The following is a 26,769-nucleotide window of genomic DNA, read 5'->3' as shown; positions in this document are numbered from 1 at the left end:
TATATTTCTAGGTGTTTTTCTTATGGAAAGTTCTAGCCAAATCTGATATAATGAAGAGTATTATACCCTTGTAAAGGATGAAACATGAATTTAGAAGAATTAAAAAAACGACAGGAGAAAATCCGTAATTTCTCCATTATTGCCCACATTGACCATGGGAAATCAACCTTGGCTGACCGCATACTCGAAAAGACAGAAACAGTTTCTAGTCGTGAAATGCAGGCTCAATTGTTAGATAGCATGGATTTAGAGCGTGAACGTGGCATAACCATTAAGCTAAATGCTATTGAGCTTAACTATACTGCCAAAGATGGAGAAACCTATATCTTCCATTTGATAGACACTCCAGGACACGTTGACTTTACCTATGAAGTTTCTCGTTCGCTTGCTGCCTGTGAAGGAGCAATTCTGGTAGTTGATGCAGCCCAAGGCATTGAAGCACAAACACTTGCAAATGTTTATTTGGCTCTGGATAATGACCTTGAAATCTTGCCAGTCATTAATAAGATTGATCTACCAGCTGCAGATCCTGAGCGTGTTCGTCAAGAAATTGAAGATGTCATTGGTTTGGACGCTTCGGAAGCGGTTCCGGCTTCAGCTAAATCAGGAATTGGTATTGAGGAGATTCTTGAACAAATCGTAGAGAAAGTTCCCGCTCCAACAGGTGATGTTGAAGCCCCATTGCAGGCCTTAATTTTTGACTCTGTCTATGATCCCTATCGTGGGGTCATCCTCCAAGTCCGTATTGTTAATGGGGTTGTAAAGCCCGGTGATACCATCCAAATGATGAGCAATGGCAAGACCTTCGATGTTACGGAAGTCGGAATTTTTGCACCAAAAGCTATTGGCCGTGATTTCCTAGCAGTTGGAGATGTTGGTTATATCGCAGCTTCTATCAAGACCGTGGCAGATACCCGTGTCGGTGATACGGTGACCTTAGCGGAAAATCCTGCTAGCGAACCACTAGCAGGCTACAAGCAGATGAACCCAATGGTCTTCGCTGGGATCTATCCAATTGACTCCAACAAGTACAACGACCTCCGTGAAGCCCTGGAAAAGCTCCAGCTCAACGATGCCAGCTTGCAGTTCGAACCTGAAACATCGCAGGCTCTCGGATTTGGTTTCCGTTGTGGCTTCTTAGGTCTCTTGCACATGGATGTTATTCAAGAACGGATAGAGCGTGAATTTAACATTGACCTCATCATGACAGCACCGTCGGTAGTTTATCATGTTAACATGACGGACGGTGAAACGATTGATGTAGCCAACCCCTCAGAATTCCCAGATCCTACAAAAATTGCAAGTATTGAGGAGCCTTATGTTAAGGCACAAATCATGGTGCCACAGGAATATGTCGGTGCGGTCATGGAATTGACCCAACGCAAACGTGGTGACTTTGTGACAATGGATTATATCGATGATAACCGTGTAAATGTCATCTACCAAATTCCACTTGCGGAGATTGTCTTTGATTTCTTTGATAAACTCAAGTCATCTACTCGTGGATACGCTAGCTTTGACTATGAAATTTCTGAATATCGTACATCTAAGTTAGTGAAAATGGATATTCTCTTGAACGGTGACAAGGTAGATGCCCTCAGCTTTATCGTCCACAAGGAATTTGCTTACGAACGTGGGAAAATCATCGTGGACAAACTCAAGAAAATCATCCCTCGTCAACAGTTTGAAGTGCCAATCCAAGCTGCAATCGGTCAAAAAATTGTTGCCCGTAGCGACATCAAGGCTCTTCGGAAGAACGTTTTGGCCAAGTGTTATGGTGGTGACGTTTCCCGTAAACGCAAACTCCTAGAAAAACAAAAAGCCGGTAAAAAACGGATGAAAGCCATCGGCTCTGTCGAAGTTCCACAAGAAGCCTTCCTCAGTGTTCTCAGTATGGATGAAGACGATAAGAGATAATCTTGATATAAAGAAACACTCCTGCATTTTGTTGCAAGAGTGTTTTCTCTTATTTACGTTTCATTTCACCTTGTGGGTAGTAAGTCCCTTCAGGCATATCATTGATGAAAACATGAATGGCTTCTTTTGGTGCGTTGGTATTACGAGATACAACCTCAGTTACTTCACGTGCAAGAGCAATTTTTTGTTCTTCTGTGCGTCCTTCAAACAAATCAATACGAACAAATGGCATATATTTCCTCCTTTATTTTTCGTTTATTGTACCATAGTTTTTAGGATTCTCCAAAGATATTTCTACAAATTATTGTAAATAAGTTTGCTAATTTTATATAATATCATTAGGAATATTCATGGAGAAGGAGTATGTCTAAGAGTAAAAATTTACAAGCAAGTATTGATTTTACAACAAACAAAAAACGTAAATTTTTTAATCGTAAAACAGGTGCCATTTTAGGTGGTGTAGTCGTGACACCCTTAGGAGGATCATACCTTACAACTGCCAAACTTCCAACTAAAGAACAGATTTTTGAAAAAAATATTGAAACTGTTTTGCAAGAATATAGTGATGCTGGTTTTGAAAATGTTCAAACTGTGTAGATAAGCGATATAGAGTATGGAGAAGTTTCTGAAAAAACTTTTGTTGAAACCGTATCAGTCGATGGCGAGGAATGGAAAGAAGGAAGTGTAGCAAAAGATACTCCGATTGAAATTAATTACCATAGTGCTATGAAAGATGCTATGGAACCTCAGCTTACTGAAAATGGTAATATAAAGGATGTTGAAAAAGAATTTATTCAACTAGGATTTGAAAATATCACATTAACACCAATATTATTGGTTGCTGAAGGAAACGAAAAAAAGAAAGATATTGTGGATAGTATCAAGATTGGCTCATATGACTATCAGCTTGGCTATTTTTATTCAAAGAGTTTACCAGTCACTTTAACATACTTTGATGTGAGCAATGACAATGTAAAAATACCTGAAAATATGTCAAAAGGATCTAGTAAATCAGAAATTGAAAAACAGTTAAAATCAGCAGGATTTGTTAATATAACCCTAACACCGAAAGCTGATAAAGATAAAACCATGCACGAGAAGATCCAGTCAATCTTGTTAGTTGGAAAGGAATTAAAGCTAGATACAGAACAAGAAATTGTGGTTAAGAAAAATGTCCCTATCACAGTGGCTTACTCTGATTTTTCTAGTTTTGCAGAACTTCAAAATGCTATTTCAACCACGACAGTCTCTGATACTAAGAAATTATTTACAGATGGTGGTTTTTCACAGGTTTCTGAACAAGCAACTGAAACAAATGATATTTCTAAAAATGGGCAAATGATTGCAGTTGAAATTGATGGGAAAGATTTTAATAGCATTAACGATAAAGTAATAACAAAAAACAGTAAGGTAATCATAAAATAATGGAATGCAGAAAAAGCAATTGCTGAGAAGGCTCGTAAGGAAGAGGAAGCTCGGCTTGCTGTCGAAGCCCAAAAAGCAGCTGAAGTGTAAAGAATACTAGAATCACAGGCACAAGCACAAAGTCAAATACAGCAGTTTGCTGGAACAACATCTGGAAGTGTATACTATAAAAATTGCACTGAAGCTCGGAATGCAGGAGCAGCCCCAGTACAAATTGGTGATCCGGGGTATGCCCACATTTGGACCGTGATGGTGGCGGCAATGGATGTGAGTAAGTTTTTTTCAAAGTAAAAATTAGGTAGTATTCATGGATTAGACAAGCTCAATTGAGCTTGTTTTTCTATTTCCCATAAACTCCAATTTATGATAGAATGAAAGGAGTGAAATTTTAAGATTGGAATGAGAAAAGTGGCTCAATTATATTATAAATATGGGACAATGAACTCAGGTAAGACTATTGAAATTCTCAAGGTTGCCCACAACTATGAAGAACAAGGAAAACCTGTTGTTATCATGACATCTGCGCTTGATACTCGTGATGCCTTTGGTGTTGTATCCAGTCGAATTGGCATGCGACGTGAAGCGGTAGCTATTGACGATGAGATGGATATTTTTGCTTTTATCGAAAAAATGGAACCCCGACCTTATTGTGTTCTGATTGATGAAGCTCAATTTCTTCGACGTCATCATGTATATGCTCTTGCGCGTGTTGTAGATGAATTAGATGTACCTGTTATGGCTTTCGGTCTTAAAAATGATTTTCGAAATGAACTGTTTGAAGGTTCCCAACATTTGCTCTTATTAGCTGATAAATTAGATGAAATCAAAACAATCTGCCAATATTGTTCTAAAAAAGCGACAATGGTTTTGAGAACACAGGATGGAAAACCTACTTATGAAGGAGAACAAATCCAAATTGGTGGCAATGAAACCTACATTCCTGTCTGTCGCAAACATTATTTTTCACCAGAAATAAAATAATCATTTAGTTAATGGACTGAATGTACGTAAAAGAATTTTTAGCGTGAGTTTCATTCCAAACAATTTTTAGAAAAAACTGAATACGGGCTACGAACTGTGCCTGTTTCATGACCTACATATTACAGAAAGGAATTGAACACGCCCTACAAGCTAACTGGAAGTGTGTTCGGTCAAATATTTAGAAAGGAATCGAATACGGGCTACGAACTGTGCAAAAAAGATAGTTTTTTCTAGGACGCTTTCGTCCTTCGTCAAAACTCCTATTTTTGCTTTGTTCGTTTAACGCCCTTAATATCTTAAAATTATGAACATCTACGATAAATTACAGGCGGTGGAAGACCGCTACGAGGAACTTGGTGAATTGTTGTCTGACCCAGATGTAGTCAGCGATACCAAGCGTTTTATGGAGTTATCTAAGGAAGAATCTGCAACTCGTGATACGGTTACAGCTTACCGTGAATATAAGACTGTACTTCAAAATATTGTCGATGCAGAAGAGATGATTAAGGAATCTTCTGGTGATGCTGACCTGGAGGAAATGGCTAAGGAAGAACTTAAACAAGCTAAGGCTGATAAAGAGGCTTACGAAGAAAAGCTCAAAATTCTTCTTTTACCAAAAGACCCTAACGATGACAAAAATATCATCTTGGAAATCCGTGGTGCCGCAGGTGGTGATGAAGCTGCCCTCTTTGCTGGAGACCTTTTGACCATGTATCAAAAGTATGCAGAAAGTCAAGGCTGGCGTTTTGAAGTCATGGAGGCTTCTTATAATGGTGTCGGCGGTATCAAGGAAGTGGTTGCCATGGTCTCTGGTCAATCCGTTTATTCAAAACTCAAGTATGAATCAGGAGCTCACCGTGTCCAACGTGTCCCTGTGACAGAAAGCCAAGGTCGTGTCCACACCTCAACAGCAACAGTTCTCATCATGCCAGAAGTTGAAGAAGTGGAATATGACATCGATCCAAAAGATCTTCGTGTCGATATTTACCACGCATCTGGTGCTGGTGGACAGAACGTCAACAAGGTTGCAACTGCCGTGCGTATCGTTCACTTGCCAACCAACATCAAGGTAGAAATGCAGGAAGAACGGACCCAGCAGAAAAACCGTGAAAAGGCAATGAAAATTATCCGTGCCCGTGTTGCGGACCACTTTGCACAGATTGCCCAAGATGAGCAGGATGCAGAGCGTAAATCAACTATCGGTACAGGTGACCGTTCAGAGCGTATCCGTACCTATAACTTTCCACAAAACCGTGTGACAGACCACCGTATCGGCTTGACATTGCAAAAGCTGGATACTATCTTGTCAGGTAAGATGGATGAAATTATAGATGCCCTTGTTCTCTACGATCAAACGCAAAAACTAGAAGAGCTTAACAAATAATGAATTACGCTCAATTATTTGCAACATACGAAGAACAATTAGTCGCAATCGGTGAAGAGGCAGAATCCCTGTCCTTCACCTTTCGTGGCTTAAAGGGATTGAACTTTACGGAATTTCTCCTTCTGCTCCGTCAGGAAGTCACACCGACTGACAAAGAAGAGATTGATGCGATTTTTCAGCAACTTTCCCAGCACCGACCTGCCCAATACATTATCAGAAAGGCTGATTTTCATGGCTTGGAGTTCGTGGTAGATGAGAGAGTCTTGATTCCAAGACCTGAAACGGAAGAATTAGTCGATTTGATTTTGCAGGAAAATATTGGAGCAGATTTGCGTATCTTAGACATCGGTACAGGAAGCGGTGCCATAGCTATTTCCCTTGCAAAAGCTAGACCTGATTGGGAAGTGGTAGCGGTGGATATTTCTGAGGATGCCTTAGCAGTGGCTCAGGAAAATGCAAGAAATAACAAAGTCTCTGTCCACTTTCTAGAATCGGATGTCTTGCAAGCTGTGACAGGAAAATTTGACATCATTGTTTCCAACCCACCATATATCTCGCAAGATGACACAGATGAAGTTGGGCTCAATGTATTGACTTCTGAGCCCCATCTGGCCTTATTTGCGGAAGAAAACGGTATGGCTATTTATAGACAAATTGCGGAGCAAGCAGGGGCATTCTTGAAGAAAAATGGAAAACTCTACTTTGAAATTGGCTATAAACAAGGCCAAGACCTAACCGACTTACTTACTCTGCATTTCCCCAAAAAGCGAATTCGAGTCCTCAAAGACCAATTTGGACAGGATAGAAAGGTTGTAGCGGATGATAATGGATAAACTCCGAAAAATTCTAACTAGTGGAGGGGCTGTCGTTCTTCCCACTGAAACAGTCTATGGACTGTTTGCCCAAGCTTTAAATGAAGAGGCGGTCAATAGTGTGTATCAGTTGAAACAGCGCCCTAGGGACAAGGCAATGAACTTAAATGTCTCAAATCTGAACGATATTATTTTTTTCAGTCAAAATACACCCTTTTTTCTGGAAAAACTGTATAATAGGTTTATGCCAGGACCGCTAACGATTATCCTAAAAGCGAATGACAATGTTCCTTTTTGGGTTAATTCTGGACTGGATACTGTTGGATTCCGTGTACCTAATCACGTAAAAACCTTACAATTGATTTCTGAGACTGGTCCACTTATTGGACCGTCCGCCAATATTTCAGGAAATGAAAGTGGCAAGAAGTTTTCGGACATCCAGGCACAATTTTCAGTTGATTTGCCTGGCATTGAGGACGACCAAGCCTTGACAGGCATTGATTCAACGATTTTGGACCTTTCTGGACAGAAAGCGCGGATTTTGCGTCAAGGTGCAATAAGTCGTGAGCTCATTCAAAAAGAAATACCTGAAATTGAATTCGAGGATTAAAGAATGTTCGAGGATTAAAGAATGTTTCGAGTAGATGAATAGCTCCATTCACATATTTAAACCATCATTTATATCTAAGAAATTCAAATATAAGTTTTTTGCTAACACTAGGGATGCCAATCTGACAAGTCGCATAACCATTACATCAAGCACTAATAAAGGAGAAACGCATATGATTTTTGATAAAGTTGACTTTAAAAACTTCGATAAAGAGGTTTGGGATGCTATTCAAGCTGAAGAAAAACGCCAACAAAATAATATCGAATTGATCGCGTCTGAAAACGTTGTTTCTAAAGCTGTTATGGCAGCTCAAGGTTCTATTTTGACCAATAAGTATGCTGAAGGCTATCCAGGCCGTCGTTACTATGGCGGTACGGAATGCGTTGACGTAGTTGAAAGTTTAGCTATTGAACGTGCTAAAGAAATTTTCGGTGCAAAATTTGCTAACGTTCAGCCACACTCAGGAAGCCAGGCCAATTGTGCTGCCTACATGGCCTTGATTGAGCCAGGAGACACTGTTATGGGAATGGACTTAGCAGCAGGTGGTCACTTGACTCACGGTGCATCAGTTAGCTTCTCAGGACAAACTTACAACTTTGTCGCTTACAATGTTGACGAAGAAACTGGCTTGCTTGATTACGCTGCCATTTTAAAACAAGCAAAAGAAGTACAGCCAAAATTGATTGTAGCAGGTGCTTCAGCCTATGCTCGTACGATTGACTTTGCTAAATTCCGTGAGATTGCTAATGCAGTTGGTGCAAAATTGATGGTGGATATGGCACATATTGCTGGACTAGTAGCTGCTGGCCTCCATCCAAACCCAGTTCCGCATGCTCATATCACTACTACAACAACACATAAAACTCTTCGTGGTCCTCGTGGTGGATTGATTTTGACGAATGACGAAGAACTTATTAAGAAAATCAACTCAGCCATTTTCCCTGGAATTCAAGGTGGTCCATTAGAGCATGTTATTGCTGCAAAAGCCGTATCTTTCAAAGAAGTTTTGGACCCAGCTTTCAAAGACTATGCTCAAAAAGTGATTGAAAACAGCAAGGCCATGGCTGAAGTCTTCCTTGCAAACCCTAACTTTAAAGTCATCACAGGAGGAACAGACAATCATCTCTTCCTAGTTGACGTGACAAAAGTCGTTGAAAACGGTAAGGTTGCTCAGCATCTCCTCGATGAAGTAAATATAACACTTAATAAAAATTCAATTCCTTATGAAAAACTTTCACCATTCAAGACAAGTGGTATCCGCATCGGCTCAGCAGCTATTACAGCCCGTGGTTTTGGTGTTGAAGAAGCTCGTAAGGTTGCTCAATTAACAATTAAAGCACTTGAAAATGCTGAGAATGATGCAGTTCTTGAAGAAGTTCGCCAAGAAGTTCGTGCTTTAACAGATCAATTCCCTCTTTACGAAAATTAAAATATGGATATATTTGTAAAAAAAGCTATTATACATCAATTTAGTCCCGATGATACAGAGCTGGTCCTTGCCGACCAGCTTTTGACTGTTAGTCCCAAAATAGAAGAATATTTGCGCAAAAAAATTGAACGTGTTTTTTCTGATGAGGCTAAAACAGGTCAATTCAATTCTGACAATCCCTTTCTAGATCATCTAAAGGGTGATTTGTTGTCGAATTCAGTAAAGATTGCTAATTTCTGGAAAGAAGAATTTTCAATTTCTGAGAATTTAAAAACCAATGACCTCATTTTTATCGAGTTTGAACGAAATGGTGTTGAACATTTTGCCTTTTTGAGAATCTCACTGCGTGAAAATCTCGCCCACATTGGTCTGGAAAGCGGAAGTCCTTTAAGAATCACCCAGAATAATTTACCTGGAGCAGGTTCAGCACCTGATGAAGCTTTGATTGTCAATCTTCAAACGCGGAAGTATCATTTGATTGAGAAAAGAATCAAACACAATGGAACCTTCCTCAATTATTTCTCAGATAATCTTCTGCAAGTCACACCAGCTATTTCTGCAAAGAAATCAATCAAAGCAGTAGAGCAAACTGCACAGAAGATTGCTGACAATTTCCATCAAGTTGATTTTCAATTTCAATCGAAAGTCAAATCAGTTATTTTCAACAATTTGGAGGAAGATAATGAGCTTTCTCCAGAAAAATTGGCTGATCAGTTATTCGATAACAACCTGACTGCTCGTTTAAATTTCGTCGATCAACTGAAAGAGGTCATACCTGATAAGATTTCATTTGATGAGATTGATAGTAGTCGTCAACTCAAGAAATTTGAAAACCAAAAGCTTTCTTTATCAAATGGCATTGAATTGATTGTACCTAACGCAATCTATGAGGATGCTGAATCTGTTCAGTTTATTCAAAATGAAAACGGAACCTATTCGATCCTCATCAAAAATATTGAAGATATAAAGAGTAAGTAAATGAAAAAACTGAGACGCATTCTAGTGATGCTTTTATTGATTTTTCTTGGCTATAAAGGTTTCCAGACCTATCACGCTGTCAAACAAGTAATGGCCTATCAAACAATGGTACAAGAAGTACTAGCTGAAAATGATACACCTGCTAACGAAGAATTGGTTTTGGCCATGATTTATACAGAAACAAAAGGATTAGAAGCTGATGTCATGCAATCTAGTGAGTCCGTAACAGGTTATACGAATACGATCACAGATAGCAAAGAAAGTATTCGCCAAGGTGTAATCTATCTCACTGAAAATTTGCAACTGGCAGAAGAAAAAGGGGTAGAAGTTTGGACAGCAGTTCAAGCCTATAATTTTGGGCCAGCCTATATTGACTATACCGCAGAACATGGTGGAGAACATACGCTAGCCTTGGCAAAAGAATATTCTAAGACTGTCGTTGCTCCTAGTTTAGGTAATACAACAGGGGAAACTTATACCTATTATCATCCTTTAGCATTGCTCAGTGGTGGAAAATTATATGTAAATGGCGGCAATATTTATTATGCAAGACAGGTTCAGTTCAATATGCGACTCATGCAATTCTTAAATTTTTTCTGATGACATACAAAAACTCGTTGAAGTTCAATGAGTTTTTTAGTTAGTCCAAAATAGTTAACGGTAACAAAATTTTCCCTGAAGTAGCATAAATTGACAGTAAAACCTGATACAGAGCGGTTTTTCATGATCTTTTAGCTGTTTGAAATCAACCGACAAATATGATATTATCATTTTGCAACCGTTTGCATTTGGCGAATGATTTAATTTTGAAAGAAAGGAGAGTACTTATTCCTCTACAGTTGATTGCTAGGTTCAAGGTCATCAACTGTAGATATATTTTTTCAAGAAAATGCGAACGTTTTCATATTATTTTTTAGGAGGTTTATATGGCTTATCAAAGTCAAAGTAAGAGAATACTATCCAAACTGGTAAAAAAAGCGGTTAGTGTTACCCTGATTTTATCCATGTTTGCTGGAATTGAACAGGCATTCACAATCACTTCAGTAAATGGTGAAACAATCGTTGCCAGCTCCAACCAGCAGGTTTCAATGAAAGATGGGACTGTTTTGCATGCTTGGTGTTGGTCGTTTAATGCTATCAAAGAAAATATGGCGGCCATTAAAGAAGCAGGCTATACAAGTGTTCAAACATCCCCAATTAATGCTGTAGTTGTTGGGAATGGTGGTGATAAGAAATTTACAAATCAATGGTACTATCATTATCAACCAACTGCCTATACGATTGGTAACTATCAGCTTGGGACTGAAGCTGAATTTGTCGAGATGAATCGTGTCGCAGAGCAGTATGGTATAAAAATTATAGTTGATGCAGTACTGAATCATACTACTTCTGATTATAATAAGATCTCTTCAGAAATTAAATCCATTACAAAATGGTCTCATGGAAATACTAAAATTGAAAACTGGAGGAGTCGTGAGGAAGTAACTCAAAAGTCTCTGCTTCAGCTCTGGGAATGGAATACACAAAATCCAGAAGTACAACAGTATTTATTGAAATTCTTAAAAAATGCAGTTGCTGATGGAGCGGATGGATTTCGTTATGATGCTGCAAAACATATCGAATTACCAGGAGAATATCCTAACGAATTTGGTAGTAATTTCTGGAATGTTATATTAAATAATGGTTCTGAGTTCCAATATGGTGAAGTGTTACAAGACAATATTTCACGTGATGCAGATTATGCGAACTTGATGAGCATTACTGCATCCCAATATGGGCACTCTATCCGAGACATGCTCCGCAATCGAAATGTCAATGCTGGAAATCTTGGCAACTACCAAGCAGGAGTAGATCCTTCTAAACTTGTACTTTGGGTCGAATCTCACGATACATATGCAAACGGAAAGACGGATAGTGAATCTGAATCAGCTTGGATGAGCGATGAAGATTTGAAACTTGGCTGGGCAATGATTACTGCACGCGCCAAAGGTACACCTCTATTCTTCTCACGTCCAGTTGGTGGCGGTAATGGTGTCCGTTTCCCTGAAAAAACTAAAATCGGTGATGCAGGTAGCAATCTTTATAAAGATCCTACGATTGTAGCAGTAAACAAATTCCATAATGCCATGGTTGGTCAATCAGAATATATTCGGAACCCGAATGGTGATACAAACGTTGCCATGATTGAACGAGGCACTCAAGGCGCAGTAATTGCAAACCTTTCCGACAGTGAGAAAAGCTTAAATACTGAGACAAAATTGGCGAATGGAACCTATAAAGACCAAATTTCTGGTAAAACCTACACTGTTTCGAACGGACGATTAAGTGGTTCCATTGCGAGACGATCAGTATTAGTATTAACAAAAGGTGAGAGTTTTGATAATCTAGCATCCTTGTCAGTTCAAGGATATCAAGGAGGCAGCCATACTTTCTTGACAGATACATTAAATCTTACATTACAAACTTCTAATACTAGTGAGGCTACCTATTCTGTCAATAATGGCGCTCCAATTAAATTTGAAAATGGAAAAGTCATTACAATCGGAAGTCAAGTGCAATTTGGTGAAACAGTAACGGTTACATTATCTGCCAAAAACGCTAAAGGTGAGACAGTTCAATCCGTTTATCGCTTTACAAAAGAAGATCCGAATGCCAATACAACCATTCGCTTTGAAAATCCAGATAAATGGACAGATGTCTTTGTATATATGTATAATGCCAAAGGTGAAAAATTGTTGGGCGCATGGCCAGGAACTAAAATGGAAAAAGATGGTACAGGTCTTTTCGCCATCACTCTTCCAACATCATACGAGACTGATGGCGTAAAAGTACTCTTTTCTAACAACAAAGGAGCACAGTATCCACAATCCCATGGTTTTGAATTTAAATCAGGCGGAACATATTCTAAAGATGGTTTAGTTGCCGAAAAACCTGAAAGCGAGTTCAAAGAAGAAAATGAAGAGCTTCCAATTCCATTTGAAACAGAGTATGTAGACAATCCTGAACTTGAAAAAGGACAGAAAGTAACTCGCGTTGAAGGTCAAGACGGAGTGAAGACAATAACTTACCGTTCAGAGTACATTGGTGATCAACTTGTTTCTAAGATAAAAATCAGTGAAACAGTTAGCAAAGAGCCAGTAACACAAGTAGTTGAAGTCGGTACAAAAGTCCCAGACATCGAGCAACAAATTGCCCACCGTGTTTACTTCAACAATTCACAAGGTTGGTCTAAGGTCTACGCCTATGTTTATGATAATAAAGGTGTACCACTCGTTGGAAATTGGCCAGGTAAAGAAATGAGTCAAGATGAGTACGGATATTATATTGAGCTTGGTGAAGAATTTGCAGGTGGTAAAGTAATTTTCAATAATCCTGATACGAAAGTTCAATTCCCAGCTCAAAATAAACCTGGCTATGATTTGGAACTTGGACAAGTCTATGAACTAGACGGTAGCCATAGAGCCGTTTTACCAGAACCAGTTGCCGAAGGCCTTACCCGTATTACCTTTGAAAATCCTGGTGGATGGGGTGCTGCAAATGTCTATGCCTATTATGGTAATCCAATTCAAATGCCTTTGGGAGCTTGGCCTGGTCAAGCTATGCTGAAAGATAGCAAAGGACATTTCTATATCGATTTACCAGAAGAATATGCAAATTCTAATGTAAAATTATTATTTAATAAACCAAATTCTACTATTCAATTCCCGGTCTCAGTTGGTTTTGATTTTAAAGTAGATGGCCATTATACCAAAGATGGTCTAAAATAAGTGTGTTTCTTTCCTAAAAAATAAGGTCCCCAGTCGATAGGGGATCTTATTTTGTGCTCTGTGATTTTCTCTTCTATTCAAAAAAGTAGTATAATATAGAAATAGGAGAAAAAATAATGAAACGAAATGTATTGATTACAGGTGCAAGTAGCGGAATCGGTAAAGCAATCGCTTACGCCTTTGCAGAAAATGGTGATAATCTCGTTATTACGGGTCGCAGATTTGATAAACTAGAAGAAATTAAACATGATATTGAAAAGCAATTCCATGTCCAAGTATCCATTTATTCATTTGATATTACGAATATGGAGCAAACAATCATAAATTGTCAAAAAATCATAGAAGAAGTTGGACGAATTCATATTTTGGTAAACAATGCTGGCCTGGCATTGGGATTGGACAAATTTCAAGACTATGATTTGACTGACATGATGACAATGATTGATACTAATATTAAAGGATTACTAACTGTGACACGTCAGTTATTGCCACAAATGGTTGAAAATAATGAAGGTCATATTATCAATATTGGATCAACGGCCGGTATTTACGCCTATGCAGGAGCTGCTGTCTACGCTGCAACCAAATCAGCTGTCAAGGTGCTTTCAGACGGTATTCGTATTGATACGATTGATAAAAATATCAAGGTAACTACCTTACAACCCGGTATTGTTGAGACTGACTTTAGCCAAGTTCGTTTTCATGGAGATAAGGAGAGAGCAGCGACAGTTTATCAAGGGATTGATGCTTTGCAAGCTAGCGATATTGCACAATGTACTCTTTTCGTTGCAAATCGACCTGCACACGTTCAGATTTCTGATATGACTATTATGGCAACCAAACAGGCAACTGGATTTACTATTCATAGAGAATAGGAGAAAGGCATGTCAAAGAGAATTTTATGTATTATTCTGGGTGTGATTACAGTTTTTGTACTTCCAGCTTGCAATGCCAATAAGACGTCTACGACATCGTCAAACACTACTTCATCAACAAGTCAATTCTCAAGCACGAGTACCTCATCTACCAGTCAGAAAGACATTCTTCCAATTTCAATAGATATAGATGCTTTGATGCAGGGAAATTACGACAGTATTCTTGCTACTTGGCAGAATACCCAGGGAGATTCCTTGATATTTAATAGCAAGGGCTTGGTCACAGAGGATCGTGCATTGCTTGGACGCGGGAAAATTATGGACGGGGTATTTGAAACAGGCTATGTAGATGCAAAAATTGGAGATGTAACATTACTGATGGTTCCGGGAGGAACTCAATTGAGCGCAACCTACCTAACAACTGGTACAGATACATCTGACTCCACACGTGATAGAATGATAGTGATTAGCCCGGCGTCTGCAGATTCAATGGAAGTCTATTATCGTCTATCTCAATCAGCTGATAGTGGTATTGATCCGCTAAAGAATACTGAAACTGGGATTCAGCTGGAAAGTGGTCCCAAGACGATTGAATACGCAAACGCTATTTTAGGTGAAAATAACTGGCATGTGATTGGGGGAAATTACACCCGCACAGAATCTATCCCATACAATGTTATAGAGGGGAATGACGAAAGTCTGTATACTGTCTATCAGAATGGGGTTATTATCAATGCTAATTATCAAATCGTCTACCAACCATAAGAAAATTTTGGAGGTTAACACATGACTTATACTTCTTTTTAACCAACACGCAATGTGCAACATTTTCATTTGGCTGTATTTGCCTATTATGATGGGCTTTATGTGATTGATTAACTAAAACCAGGAACACCAGTAGAATTAGTAAGGGAATCTTCTAACCCACACGATTCTGAAGCGGTAGCAATCTTTTATCAGGGTACCAAATTAGGCTATATTCCATCTGATAAAACTCTTTGATCAGCCGATTGATTTACTTTGGACATGGAGATATTCTTGAGGCTCGTATTCAAATGTCTAACAGAGAGAACCATCCAGATCGCCAATTTCGCGTAGTTGTGAAATTAAAAGACAATCGTCGGAAATAAGAGGTGTCCACCGATACCTTATCTCAAACGGAGCTGCGCTTTTTGTTTTTGATTTTCAATGATACTTATAAAGGCTGCAAACTCGTCGTCTAGACGTTGTTGGTAAGCCTTATTTTTTATTGTTAGCTGGTCTAGAAAAACTGGATATGAGCCTTTCTTGTACAATTCACCTTGGAAGAAGTAGCGGTCCGACAGTTTATCAACAGAAAGAAGTGAGGAACGCCATCGACTTTTTCTTGTATGAGATGGCTTCCAAGATATTTTCAGTTGTTTTTCATAAAAATACCATCCCATGATATAAATCTTAGTCACTTGCTTTCGTTTTATGTCTTGATAGAGGCAGGGAACAGCATAAACATTTCCATGTCTTATTTTCAAAAAGGGATGAAAATCTTTTATTTTTTCATATTCTTTTCTAGGAATGATTTTTAATTGATTGTCTATAATAGCAGATTTCTCTTCAACAGTGTAGGAGTAGCGGTAGGGATCATAAACTGTTTCTTGTTCACGTGCTCGATAATGCTCTGCTATTGACTTAAAAATAGGTAATTGTCCGTGGCTTTCCATCAAATGTGAGAGACTGACTCCTCGTTGATTAGTATTTTTCCTTACTTCAAGGACTTGACAGGTAGACCACGCAGAAACAGGAATTGTTCCCAAACCGATTAACAGATGATCGTTCTGAAAATGACTAGCAAATCTAGCTTCCTGAGTCTTTCCGGTCTCACTTTCTAAGTCGACAAAAACAAGTTCTTTATCCTGTTTAAAAACAAGTATATAATTGTCTGCGGTGTGCTCAAGTCTCTTCACAGGAACCGAATAAAAATGATGAAAATTTGGTAATCCTAATAGTTTTCCAAGTGTTAATGTTTTCATACAATCAGTATAACAAAAATGAATTTTCAAATCTACTAAAAAGTTTAATGCGTTAAACTAAAGTATGGTGTTCAAGATTCTACCAGTATTTTGGGATGTTAGATTTCCTTTGCTTGGGAAGTGTGACGCTGGTTTCAATTGTTGTTTAGTCGAATGAAGAGCTTTCAGACCTGGACTTTGGTGCAGGTAGCTCGAGCAGCCTTGAGGCTTTTCTAGGTTGGAAATATGACTTGCGAAACAAGTCACTCTCGTAGAGCATTAATTCAGATGACTATGTTTTTCCATAACAAAACCCTTACTAGGTCGAGGGTCCTAATAAGGGTGTAAGGGGCATTTGATTAGGCTATTTTTTCTTTTGTTTCGTTAGGTTCAATCCAAAGGGGACCAAATTTTCTTCTTTGCGAAGAATTCGTTTGATATTTTCTTTATGACGGATAATAACAAAGAGTCCGAGAAAGACAATAATCAGTGTAAATATCCAATCATATTCATTAATTAGGAATCCAAATGCTGGAAACACTAAGACTCCCAAAATGCCTAAGCCGGCTGAAAAGACACTGGAGAAAGAGACCATAGACGTCAAATAAAGGGATACTGCGAAAACGATTACTAGATAGAGGCAAAATGCAGGTGCAACTCCCAAAAGCATTCCTGCAGACGTAGCAACAGCCTTCCCACCCTTAAATTGAGCAAAAATTGGGAAGGTATGTCCTAGAACAGCCAGAAGACCGAAAACGATTGGTGAAATGTCTTGCACATGGAAGAGAACAGGTAAAAGGGCTGCTATGGTTCCTTTTAAGAAATCAACAATAAATACAACTGTCCCTGCTTTTGGTCCCAGAATCCGAAATGTATTAGTTGTTCCCGTATTGCCAGATCCATGGTCACGAATATTGATATTAAAAAACGCTTGTCCAATCCAAAGACCAGATGGTATTGAGCCTAATAAGTAGGCAGTAATGAATAGTAATACAATCTTTAACATAGTTTCATTATAGCATATTTTTTATCAAGAATTTTGAAATGGATAATAATTATCTTGTTGCACCGGAAAAGAACAGAAATATTTTGCAAAAATACAAAAAAACTTGTAATATAGAAAAGATGATAGGTATGGAGGTCAAATTTGGCTAAGAAAGAGATTGATATTAATAATTATAACGATGACGCCATTCAGGTCTTGGAAGGATTAGATGCTGTTCGTAAACGTCCCGGGATGTATATCGGATCAACAGATGGCAACGGTCTACACCATATGGTCTGGGAGATTGTCGATAATGCAGTAGATGAAGCATTGTCTGGATTCGGGAATAGAATTGAAGTAACGATTCTTAAAGATGGGAGTTTATCCGTAACAGACTGTGGTCGCGGTATGCCAGTTGGTATGCATGCTACAGGCAAGCCAACAGTTGAAGTCATCTTCACCGTTCTCCATGCAGGTGGTAAGTTTGGCCAGGGTGGGTATAAAACGTCAGGTGGTCTACATGGGGTTGGTTCTTCGGTGGTTAATGCCCTATCTAGTTGGTTAGAAGTGGAAATTACCCGTGAAGGTGCAGTTTATAAACAACGCTTTGAGCAGGGGGGTAAGCCTGTTACTACCTTAAAAAAAATTGGTAGAGCACCAAAATCAAAAACAGGTACCAAAGTTACCTTTATGCCTGACGATACCATTTTCTCTACAATTGATTTTAAATTTAATACCATTGCAGAGAGGTTGAAGGAATCTGCCTTCTTGCTCAAGCAAGTGACGATGACCTTGACAGATGAGCGAACTGGTGAACAAGAAGAGTATCACTACGAAAATGGTGTTCAGGATTTTGTATCTTATTTAAATGAAGACAAGGAAACTCTGACACCAGTCCTCTATTTTGAAGGTGAAGAATCTGGTTTTCAAGTACAAGTTGCCATGCAGTACAATGATGGCTATTCAGATAACATACTCTCATTTGTAAACAATGTTCGCACCAAGGATGGTGGTACTCATGAGACAGGATTGAAACTAGCTATTACCAAGGCATTGAATGACTATGCGCGCAAGACAGGTTTGTTAAAAGAAAAAGATAAAAACCTGGAAGGCTCTGATTACCGTGAAGGCTTGTCAGCTGTCTTGTCAGTTCTCATTCCGGAAGAACATCTTCAATTTGAAGGTCAAACTAAAGATAAACTTGGAAGCCCGCTTGCCCGTCCGATTGTAGATGGAATTGTTTCAGAGAAATTAACGTTCTTTCTCTTAGAAAATGGCGATTTAGCATCAAACTTAGTGCGTAAGGCTATAAAAGCCCGTGATGCCCGTGAAGCAGCACGTAAAGCCCGTGATGAATCTCGAAATGGTAAGAAAAATAAGAAGGACAAGGGGCTATTATCTGGGAAATTAACCCCGGCGCAATCAAAAAATCCTGCTAAAAACGAACTCTTTCTGGTCGAGGGGGACTCAGCCGGTGGGTCTGCCAAGCAGGGGCGTGACCGCAAGTTCCAAGCCATTTTACCATTGCGTGGTAAGGTTATCAACACAGCCAAGGCAAAAATGGCGGACATCCTCAAAAACGAAGAAATCAACACCATGATTTATACAATTGGTGCAGGTGTTGGATCAGACTTTACGCTGGAAGATGTCAACTATGACAAGATTATTATCATGACCGATGCGGATACAGATGGTGCCCATATTCAGACGCTATTGTTAACATTCTTTTATCGCTATATGAGACCCTTAGTAGAAGCAGGGCGAGTTTATATTGCATTGCCTCCTTTATATAAGATGTCTAAAGGAAAAGGGAAGACAGAAAAGATTGCCTACGCTTGGTCTGATGGAGAGCTAGAAGATCTCCGCAAGGATTTTGGCAAAGGCTCTACTCTCCAACGCTATAAAGGTCTTGGTGAAATGAATGCTGATCAGCTCTGGGAAACGACTATGAGCCCTGAGACTCGAACATTGATTCGTGTGACGATTGAAGATTTGGCGCGTGCGGAACGCCGTGTATCTGTCCTTATGGGGGACAAGGTAGAGCCACGCCGTAAGTGGATAGAGGATAATGTAACCTTTACTTTGGAAGAAGCAACTGCATTTACCAAATAATATATGGAAGATGAGGTGCGATATGGTTTTAAAAAATAAATTGGGGATTGAAAATTCGGCTGAATCAGCTCGTCTTGAAGAACAAATCAGCAAGAAGAAAGCAGCTCAACTGTTAAAAAATAGTCAGTTATTCCAGATAGAAGTTGGGGCTTTTGCAGGTTTAGCACACATTCATCAGGCTTTTTTTGAGGATATTTACGACTTTTCAAGGAAAATTCGTGATGTCAATATTGCCAAAGATAATTTTCAATTCGTCCCACGAATCTTTCTTGAGCAGTCCTTGGCCTATATTGACAAGCCGCCTCATGAAACCTTTGACGAATTCGTTGAAAATATGCAGATATGAACATAACACATCAATTCGGAGAAGTAAATGAACGCAGTATTCGTATCTGGTAGGATTTTATGCTACGGGATAGTTTGGGCAAGGTGGTTGATTGGAATAGTATTGATGAAGATGAATATTTCAATGCGATGATTAGAAGTCATGTATCAACAGGTGAACTCAAATACCTCTTGCTACATTCTTTGACTGACGATCTTGGTCAGGCTACTAATTTCAAAGGCATCGACCATTCTTATTACTATAAGGGTTATAACCTTTATCGTACTGAGGACTTGTAAAATGTAACGATAAATAAAGTGAGGTGACTTATGCCATTACGAGTAACAATAAAAAAACAACTAACTGACCGATTGCAGCAATGGTCAACAATACACAAGCCTTTTAAGAATAAAAAAGAACTGGAAGAAAAATTCGATCAGGCTATAGAAAGTTGGAATTCATCTAAAACAAAACAACGAGCAGAGAATTTACTATCGGATGAGGGAAAATTAGAACATTTCTTACAAAATACTGAACGAAAATTGGCTCGTTTACCTTTTGGTGGGGACAAATTCGCAGCAATTCCAGGTTTCATTTCTTTATTACGTAGTTTTATAAAGCGTGAATATACTGCTATACCAAAAAGTACCTTACTAGCGATTACTGGAGCCTTGATTTATTTCTTTAGTCCGCTAGATGTCCTTCCGGATTTTCTATTTGGACCTGGACTCTTAGATGATGCCTTTGTCTTAAATGCCTGTTTGAAACTAGTTAAGTCAGATGTTGATGATTTTAGAAACTGGCAAGCAAGTCAACGGAAAATGAGTGAGTAGCTTTGCTATTTACCAAAAAAGAAGGTAGTATTAATGAAACTAATACCTTATGAAAGTCGTTATAAAATCAAGTGATTGCCTTGATTTTGTATCTGCAAAATTATGGTAATCAGGTGGACTTGTCCTTGGAAGAGCAATCAGATATGAATGCTATTGAGGACTATTATATTGTGGACAGGTGGTAACTTTTGGCTGGTCGTGACCGATGACGATATGGTGGTTGGTAGGATTGGACTACTTGTCAAAGACCATGTCGGCGTTTAAAAAAATTCTTTGTTCACCAAGACTTTCGTGGTCGTGAAAAGGATGTTTCGGCCGTGCTTTACTAAGCTTTGGTTGCTGACTGACAGGCAAAGGGTGTAACAAGTATTGTCTTGGACACTCCATCCAAGTGCTATGCTGCCCACAGCTTTTATGAGAAGCAAGGATTCCAGCGGGTTGAATAAGAAGAACTGCCCATTCGCTATGACTTCCCTGATCGAGATTCTCTGATTTTTATGTTGAGGTTGGATAAATAAATCTTGAAAATGATCTCGTTGAGTTCAAAAGGAGAAAGAAGATATTAGAGAAAGTTGAACGCTTAATAAGTGAAATTAACCGTATTCATCTGGAGTATTCAAAGGACTATTTTGAAACTGGTAAGGTTGAAAAATCAATCTTAAGCATACCATTACCAAAGCGCCTATTCAGCCTTATCGGCTTAACTTACACGAGGCTATTAATGACTATTTGATGCGTGCTGATGTCAAAGATATTGCTTATTTTTATCGTGTCAAAACATCGGAATCGATTTTGGATAAGATTGAGCGTTTTAAAGAGAGAAGAGAGGGGTACCCTGTTAATTCCATTCTCAATGATATCTTCGGTGCCCGTATGATTCTGACTTTTGAAGAAATTGCAGATCATGGAGCGTCTGAACGACTGGTAAGTACGATATGGTCTGAAAAACTGGTATCTGCGAGATATGGACGGCTATGTCGGCATTCATATCTATTTCAAAAATAAGAGCAATTTCTACTATCCATGGGAATTACAACTGTGGGATGAGAATGATTTAGAGGGCAATATTGCCAGTCATATTAAGTATATGAGGAAGTTTGTGGGGTAAGTCGAGGTAAATTTTTATCTTTTCAAAACAATGTGAAAGAAAGGAATGTTCAGTTAGTAGAAATAACTGAACACGCCCTAAAGACTTTGTCAAAAAGATAAATCGTCTAGAAAATCAGGATTTTCTGGAGATTTCCTATTTTGACTTTGTCTTTTACGGGCTTTGTATCTTAATTTATGTCAAACATTCAAAACATGTCCCTAGAGGACATCATGGGAGAGCGCTTTGGTCGCTACTCCAAATACATTATTCAGGAGCGGGCTTTGCCGGACATTCGTGACGGTCTAAAGCCCGTGCAACGTCGGATTCTTTATTCCATGAATAAGGACGGCAACACTTTTGACAAGGGCTACCGTAAGTCTGCCAAGTCAGTCGGGAATATCATGGGGAATTTCCACCCGCACGGTGACTCCTCTATTTATGATGCCATGGTCCGTATGAGTCAGGAGTGGAAAAATCGCGAGATTTTGGTGGAGATGCACGGAAACAACGGTTCCATGGACGGCGATCCCCCTGCGGCGATGCGTTACACCGAGGCTCGTCTGTCGGAAATAGCAGGTTATTTGCTGGCCGACATCGAGAAAAATACAGTACCATTTGCCTGGAACTTTGACGATACGGAAAAAGAACCCACGGTGCTACCAGCTGCCTTTCCTAATCTATTGGTCAATGGAGCGACAGGAATTTCAGCAGGGTACGCGACTGACATCCCGCCACATAATTTAGCGGAGGTAATCGATGCTGTCGTTTACATGATTGATCATCCTACTGCTAAGTTAGAAAAGCTAATGGAGTTCTTGCCTGGACCAGACTTCCCAACAGGTGCCATTATCCAAGGGGCTGACGAAATCAAGAAAGCTTATGAAACTGGAAAGGGCCGTGTCGTAGTCCGTAGCCGTTGTGACATTGAACAACTTAAGGGTGGAAAGAAACAGATCATTGTGACGGAGATTCCGTACGAAGTAAATAAGGCTGTACTGGTTAAAAAGATTGATGATGTCCGTGTCAACAACAAGGTGCCTGGAATTGCTGAGGTACGTGACGAGTCAGACCGTACAGGTCTGCGGATTGCCATTGAGCTGAAAAAAGACAGCGACGAGCAAACCATTCTCAACTATCTCTACAAATACACCGATCTGCAAATCAATTACAATTTCAACATGGTGGCGATTGATGATTTTACACCGCGTCAGGTCGGCTTGCAGAAGATTCTTTCTAGCTATATTGCCCACCGCCGTGAGATTATCATTGCTCGTTCTAAGTTCGACAAGGAAAAGGCAGAGAAACGTCTTCACATCGTTGAGGGTTTAATCCGTGTCATTTCCATCTTAGATGAAGTTATTGCTCTTATCCGTGCATCTGAAAACAAGTCTGATGCCAAGCAAAATCTGAAAATCAGCTATGATTTCAGCGAAGAGCAGGCAGAGGCAATCGTAACCTTGCAACTTTACCGCTTAACCAATACCGACATTGTGACCTTGGAAAATGAAGAAGCAGCCCTACGCGAGCAGATTCAGACCTTGGCAGCTATTATCGGTGATGAGCGGACCATGTTTAATCTTATGAAGAAGGAATTGCGTGAGGTCAAAAAGCAGTTTGGCAACCCTCGTTTGAGTGAATTGCAGGTTCAGGCAGAAACGATTGAGATTGATACTGCCAGCCTGATTGTCGAAGAAGAAACCTTTGTCAGCGTGACCAAGGCAGGTTATATCAAACGGACAAGTCCTCGTTCTTTCAATGCCTCAACGCTAGAAGAAATGGGCAAGCGAGATGATGATCAGCTGATTTTCTTGCAGAATGCAAAGACAACTCAGCACCTTTTGCTCTTTACTAATCTTGGAAATGTCATCTACCGACCTGTTCATGAGTTGACAGATATTCGTTGGAAGGACATTGGCGAACACCTGAGTCAGACCTTGATGAACTTTGATACCAATGAAGAGGTTATCTTTGCTGAATTGGTTGAGAATTTTGATGAGGGAACTTATTTCGCGGTGACTAAATTTGGCCAAATTAAACGTGTAGAGCGCAAGGAGTTTGCTCCATGGCGGACTTACAAGTCTAAGTCAACCAAGTATGCCAAACTCAAAGATGACGAAGATGTGGTTATTACTGTATCACCTGTAGTTTTGGACGACATCATGCTCATCACTGAGCAGGGCTACGCTCTGCGATTTAACATCGAAGAAGTGCCAGTCATCGGTGCTAAGGCAGCTGGTGTCAAGGCGGTCAACCTCAAGGATGACGATGTGGTGGTTGCTGCTTTCATCAGTAATACCAGCTCATTCTATCTTCTGACCCAGCGTGGTAGCTTGAAGCGGATGGCGACGGAGGAAATCCCTGTGACCAGTCGTGCCAAGCGTGGTTTACAGGTGCTTCGCGAACTCAAGGCTAAACCTCACCGTGTCTTTGTGGCAGGACCAGTCTTGACAGTTCAGGGGGATTTTGATTTGTTTACTAGTCAGGTTGAGGAACAAACTAATGGGCAAGTGCTCCATGTCCTGTCTAATACAGGCAAAAGTTATGATATAGATGTGACTCAGCTAAGTTTCTCTGAAAGGACTAGCAATGGTAGTTTCATTTCGGATACTATTTCTAATGAGGAGGTATTCCATGCTTGGGTGGATTAAAAAAATGTCATCTGTTACAAAGCTGGCACTTACTATTGGATTTGTAGTTATTCTAGTATTTATTGCTATTAAACTCATCCCAGCATTTGAATCTTTTCTTCACGATTTTTTAGGTTGGTATTAAGTAGGATTTAGATGATATCAATTATGTTACGAAGAAGTTTGATAACATAATCATGTATATATTTATATCAAACTGTCTTTCCTCAAAATAGATAGTATATTGGAACCTAGCTATAGATTGAAGTTTACCTATCAAAGATTGTCTTCGGACAATCTTTTTTGTTATACTATAGTGTAGAGAGGAATGGGATACAATATGAAAAAAATTATTTGGTGGATAATTGCTCTGCTTTGCACTGGCTCTTTACTCTATTATGGATATTCTCTATATACCGGGACAAAATTTAAAGAGGAGAACGGTACAAATACCAACTCAGCAAGCAAAGATTTAGAAGAGTTCTATAATGAATTAGAAGAATATTACCCAGAATTCTATAAAAACATTGCAACCTCCATTCGGGCAACCTATGTCATACCAGGATTAGTGCAAGCTGAAACAATACAATCAACAGGTGAGGAAGAAGGAGATTCAGATCAGACTGAAGATATGACACCTCAAGGTTTAAGCTTTCTAGAGGATTATGTCGTTATATCGGCCTATAGTAATGGTGGTGGTTTTAATTCTGTTCTTTGGGTATTAGATAAGAAAACTGGTAAATACATCAAAACAATTGTTCTTCCAACAACAAGTCACGTTGGGGGGATTGCGTACGACCATCTAAATAATCGTTTGTGGATCACAACGACTGAAGGTGATGATACTTCTCAAATATCAGCCTTGAATTTGAACACAATAAAAACAGATCAATTTAGTAAAACTAAAGAACCTGTGGAGTTTGATTTTCAGGTTAGTCTTGGTCAGATAGAACGGTCTTCCTACATGGCTTATGACCAAGAAAAGTTACTAGTTGGATATTTTGATAAAGATGACCATGGGCATTTGGGAATTTTCCAGTTGGATTCTGAGGGTTATCCAACTGGAAAAAATCTTGATTCAGAAGCTTTTCAACCAACGACAATCATCGATACTCCTGACCAAATTCAAGGAATTGCAGTTCATGGACATCAGATACTTCTTTCTCAATCATATGGAAATGAAGACTCAAAGATTCTCTGGTTCGATTTTTCAGGTTACAATGCTTTGACTGATTTATTAGAGCCAAAAAAGGAACTGGTAGCACCACCATACATGCAGCAAATTCAAGTTGAAGGTGATTTACTGTATCTACTCTTTGAATCTTCAGCTTTTAAATATCGAATAAATCCAACAGTGACATCAATGGATAGAGTCGTTGCTCTATCACTTGAGGATGTAGAGTAAGTCCAAAAAAATAAGAGTTTAGCACTAAGAAAAACCAAACATACAAAATTTTCTGAATTTTTAATTGAAAATCATTTTCAAAAGTAGTAAAATAGTAAAAAATATATTTGGAGTAAACTTATGCCAGTAACTATTGATTGGGAAAATCTTGGTTTTTCTTATATGAAATTGCCTTATCGCTTTATTGCTTATTATAAAGATGGACAATGGAGCAGTGGTGCTCTTACCGAAGATGCAGAATTACATATTTCTGAGAGTTCACCTGCCCTTCACTATGGCCAACAGGCTTTTGAGGGTCTTAAAGCATATCGTACAAAAGATGGAAAATTGCAACTTTTCCGTCCCGATCAAAATGCTAAACGCTTACAAAGGACTGCAGACCGTCTATTGATGCCTAAAGTTCCAACAGATTTATTTATTGAGGCTTGTAAGCAGGTCGTAAAAGCTAATGCTGATTATGTTCCACCATATGGAACTGGTGGCACCCTTTATCTGCGTCCACTCTTGATAGGTGTCGGTGATATTATTGGTGTAAAACCTGCGGAGGAATATATTTTTACAGTCTTTGCTATGCCAGTTGGAAACTACTTTAAAGGTGGATTAGCTCCAACCAATTTCCTTGTTCAAGATGAATATGACCGTGCTGCTCCAAACGGTACTGGTGCAGCTAAAGTTGGTGGTAACTACGCAGCATCATTATTACCAGGTAAACATGCTAAAAATAAAGGTTTTTCGGACGTGATTTATCTTGATCCAGCTACTCACACGAAAATTGAAGAAGTTGGGTCAGCTAACTTCTTTGGTATCACAGCTGAAAATGAATTTGTTACGCCAGTTTCACCATCTATCTTACCTTCAATTACCAAGTATTCTCTTCTTTACTTAGCAGAAAAACGATTGGGATTAAAAGCAATTGAAAGGGAAGTCTTTGTGGATGAACTAGATGAGTTTGTTGAAGCAGGAGCCTGTGGAACAGCTGCAGTGATTTCACCAATCGGTGGTATTCAAATTGGTGATACATTCCATGTGTTCCATAGCGAAACAGAGGTTGGTCCTGTGACCCGCAAACTTTATGATGAATTAACAGGTATCCAATTTGGTGATATTGAAGCACCAGTAGGCTGGATTGTAGAGATTGAATAATTTCGGAAGGGTAAGTGTCTAGAGTTTTGAGAAATAGAAAATTGTACCAAGAGAACGGAGAAATCCGTTCTCTTTTTCTGTTGTTT

At 39.2% G+C, this 26,769-nt stretch carries 23 protein-coding genes and 3 pseudogenes; 23 read left to right on the top strand and 3 right to left on the bottom strand.

The features are described 5' to 3' along the window. Positions 1-84: 84 nt before the first annotated feature. Positions 85-1,917, top strand: coding sequence for a translation elongation factor 4 (lepA, locus tag ACPC57_RS06590; RefSeq protein ID WP_217373802.1), 1,833 nt, complete (start codon positions 85-87; stop codon positions 1,915-1,917). Between the two features lie 49 nt (positions 1,918-1,966). Here lepA and ACPC57_RS06585 read toward each other — a convergent pair whose 3' ends face one another. After that, positions 1,967-2,149, bottom strand: coding sequence for a 4-oxalocrotonate tautomerase (locus ACPC57_RS06585; protein ID WP_002934978.1), 183 nt, complete (start codon positions 2,147-2,149; stop codon positions 1,967-1,969). Between the two features lie 131 nt (positions 2,150-2,280). Between ACPC57_RS06585 and ACPC57_RS06580 the strand changes: the two genes are divergently transcribed. The 14 genes and pseudogenes from ACPC57_RS06580 (at position 2,281) to ACPC57_RS06515 (ending at position 15,308) form a co-directional block, all read left to right on the top strand. Then, complete coding sequence (locus ACPC57_RS06580) at positions 2,281-2,514, top strand: hypothetical protein (protein WP_254451575.1); 234 nt, start codon at positions 2,281-2,283, stop codon at positions 2,512-2,514. A gap of 129 nt (positions 2,515-2,643) precedes the next feature. After that, the gene (locus ACPC57_RS06575; protein WP_434066541.1) at positions 2,644-3,342 is read left to right on the top strand and encodes a hypothetical protein; all 699 of its coding nucleotides are present in this window, start codon (positions 2,644-2,646) and stop codon (positions 3,340-3,342) included. 93 nt (positions 3,343-3,435) lie between these two features. Further along, positions 3,436-3,633 carry an excalibur calcium-binding domain-containing protein gene (locus ACPC57_RS06570; RefSeq protein ID WP_337999545.1) on the top strand — a complete coding sequence of 66 codons (198 nt, stop codon included), beginning with the start codon at positions 3,436-3,438 and terminating at the stop codon, positions 3,631-3,633. A 117-nt stretch (positions 3,634-3,750) separates the two neighbouring features. Then, a complete protein-coding gene (locus ACPC57_RS06565) occupies positions 3,751-4,323 on the top strand; it encodes a thymidine kinase (protein ID WP_024392197.1) in 573 nt (190 codons plus the stop codon). 304 nt (positions 4,324-4,627) lie between these two features. After that, positions 4,628-5,707 (top strand): peptide chain release factor 1, encoded by a 1,080-nt coding sequence (gene prfA, locus ACPC57_RS06560; protein WP_434066540.1) that lies wholly within the window; start codon positions 4,628-4,630, stop codon positions 5,705-5,707. After that, positions 5,707-6,540, top strand: a complete 834-nt coding sequence (gene prmC, locus ACPC57_RS06555) for a peptide chain release factor N(5)-glutamine methyltransferase (RefSeq protein WP_434066539.1) — start codon at positions 5,707-5,709, stop codon at positions 6,538-6,540. The genes prfA and prmC overlap by 1 nt, the downstream gene beginning before the upstream one ends. Beyond that, positions 6,527-7,129, top strand: coding sequence for an L-threonylcarbamoyladenylate synthase (locus tag ACPC57_RS06550; RefSeq protein ID WP_274503836.1), 603 nt, complete (start codon positions 6,527-6,529; stop codon positions 7,127-7,129). Before prmC ends, ACPC57_RS06550 begins: the two co-directional genes overlap by 14 nt. A gap of 172 nt (positions 7,130-7,301) precedes the next feature. Further along, entirely contained in the window at positions 7,302-8,558 is a 1,257-nt protein-coding gene (gene glyA / locus ACPC57_RS06545; protein WP_434066538.1) for a serine hydroxymethyltransferase, read from the top strand. Positions 8,559-8,561: 3 nt separating this feature from the next. Continuing rightward, positions 8,562-9,536, top strand: a complete 975-nt coding sequence (locus ACPC57_RS06540; RefSeq protein ID WP_434066537.1) for a nucleoid-associated protein — start codon at positions 8,562-8,564, stop codon at positions 9,534-9,536. After that, complete coding sequence (locus ACPC57_RS06535; protein ID WP_277843739.1) at positions 9,537-10,136, top strand: lysozyme family protein; 600 nt, start codon at positions 9,537-9,539, stop codon at positions 10,134-10,136. It abuts the gene before it with no gap. A 326-nt stretch (positions 10,137-10,462) separates the two neighbouring features. Further along, entirely contained in the window at positions 10,463-13,303 is a 2,841-nt protein-coding gene (locus tag ACPC57_RS06530) for a starch-binding protein (RefSeq protein WP_434066536.1), read from the top strand. Between the two features lie 116 nt (positions 13,304-13,419). After that, on the top strand, positions 13,420-14,178 hold the full coding sequence (locus tag ACPC57_RS06525) for an SDR family NAD(P)-dependent oxidoreductase (RefSeq protein ID WP_434066535.1): 759 nt from the start codon (positions 13,420-13,422) through the stop codon (positions 14,176-14,178). Positions 14,179-14,187: 9 nt separating this feature from the next. Then, positions 14,188-14,943: a DUF6287 domain-containing protein gene (locus tag ACPC57_RS06520; RefSeq protein WP_217373793.1), complete on the top strand. Its 756-nt coding sequence runs from the start codon at positions 14,188-14,190 to the stop codon at positions 14,941-14,943. A 54-nt stretch (positions 14,944-14,997) separates the two neighbouring features. Next, a pseudogene (locus ACPC57_RS06515) lies at positions 14,998-15,308 on the top strand (HIRAN domain-containing protein). 18 nt (positions 15,309-15,326) lie between these two features. Here ACPC57_RS06515 and ACPC57_RS06510 read toward each other — a convergent pair. Next, the gene (locus ACPC57_RS06510; RefSeq protein WP_434066534.1) at positions 15,327-16,184 is read right to left on the bottom strand and encodes a hypothetical protein; all 858 of its coding nucleotides are present in this window, start codon (positions 16,182-16,184) and stop codon (positions 15,327-15,329) included. Between the two features lie 343 nt (positions 16,185-16,527). Then, positions 16,528-17,169 carry a glycerol-3-phosphate 1-O-acyltransferase PlsY gene (plsY, locus tag ACPC57_RS06505; RefSeq protein ID WP_274503824.1) on the bottom strand — a complete coding sequence of 214 codons (642 nt, stop codon included), beginning with the start codon at positions 17,167-17,169 and terminating at the stop codon, positions 16,528-16,530. Positions 17,170-17,310: 141 nt separating this feature from the next. On the opposite strand from plsY, the gene parE reads away from it, so the two are divergent. From parE to ACPC57_RS06465, 8 genes and pseudogenes are all read left to right on the top strand, one after another. Further along, complete coding sequence (gene parE, locus ACPC57_RS06500; protein WP_434066533.1) at positions 17,311-19,260, top strand: DNA topoisomerase IV subunit B; 1,950 nt, start codon at positions 17,311-17,313, stop codon at positions 19,258-19,260. Positions 19,261-19,282: 22 nt separating this feature from the next. Continuing rightward, positions 19,283-19,884, top strand: a pseudogene (locus ACPC57_RS06495) (Fic/DOC family protein). 30 nt (positions 19,885-19,914) lie between these two features. Beyond that, a complete protein-coding gene (locus tag ACPC57_RS06490) occupies positions 19,915-20,418 on the top strand; it encodes a YkvA family protein (protein WP_217373790.1) in 504 nt (167 codons plus the stop codon). A 559-nt stretch (positions 20,419-20,977) separates the two neighbouring features. Continuing rightward, a pseudogene (locus tag ACPC57_RS06485) lies at positions 20,978-21,526 on the top strand (GTP pyrophosphokinase). Between the two features lie 176 nt (positions 21,527-21,702). Further along, positions 21,703-24,156 carry a DNA topoisomerase IV subunit A gene (gene parC / locus ACPC57_RS06480; RefSeq protein WP_434066532.1) on the top strand — a complete coding sequence of 818 codons (2,454 nt, stop codon included), beginning with the start codon at positions 21,703-21,705 and terminating at the stop codon, positions 24,154-24,156. After that, entirely contained in the window at positions 24,140-24,280 is a 141-nt protein-coding gene (locus tag ACPC57_RS06475) for a hypothetical protein (protein WP_289648813.1), read from the top strand. The genes parC and ACPC57_RS06475 overlap by 17 nt, the downstream gene beginning before the upstream one ends. 195 nt (positions 24,281-24,475) lie before the next feature. After that, positions 24,476-25,540: a YncE family protein gene (locus ACPC57_RS06470; protein ID WP_434066531.1), complete on the top strand. Its 1,065-nt coding sequence runs from the start codon at positions 24,476-24,478 to the stop codon at positions 25,538-25,540. A 120-nt stretch (positions 25,541-25,660) separates the two neighbouring features. Further along, positions 25,661-26,683, top strand: a complete 1,023-nt coding sequence (locus ACPC57_RS06465; protein WP_434066530.1) for a branched-chain amino acid aminotransferase — start codon at positions 25,661-25,663, stop codon at positions 26,681-26,683. Positions 26,684-26,769 lie beyond the last annotated feature (86 nt).

The organism is Streptococcus sp. VTCC 12886, from assembly GCF_049893425.1.
Classification (GTDB): domain Bacteria; phylum Bacillota; class Bacilli; order Lactobacillales; family Streptococcaceae; genus Streptococcus; species Streptococcus suis_AA.
This window is presented reverse-complemented; position numbering and strand designations above follow the sequence as displayed.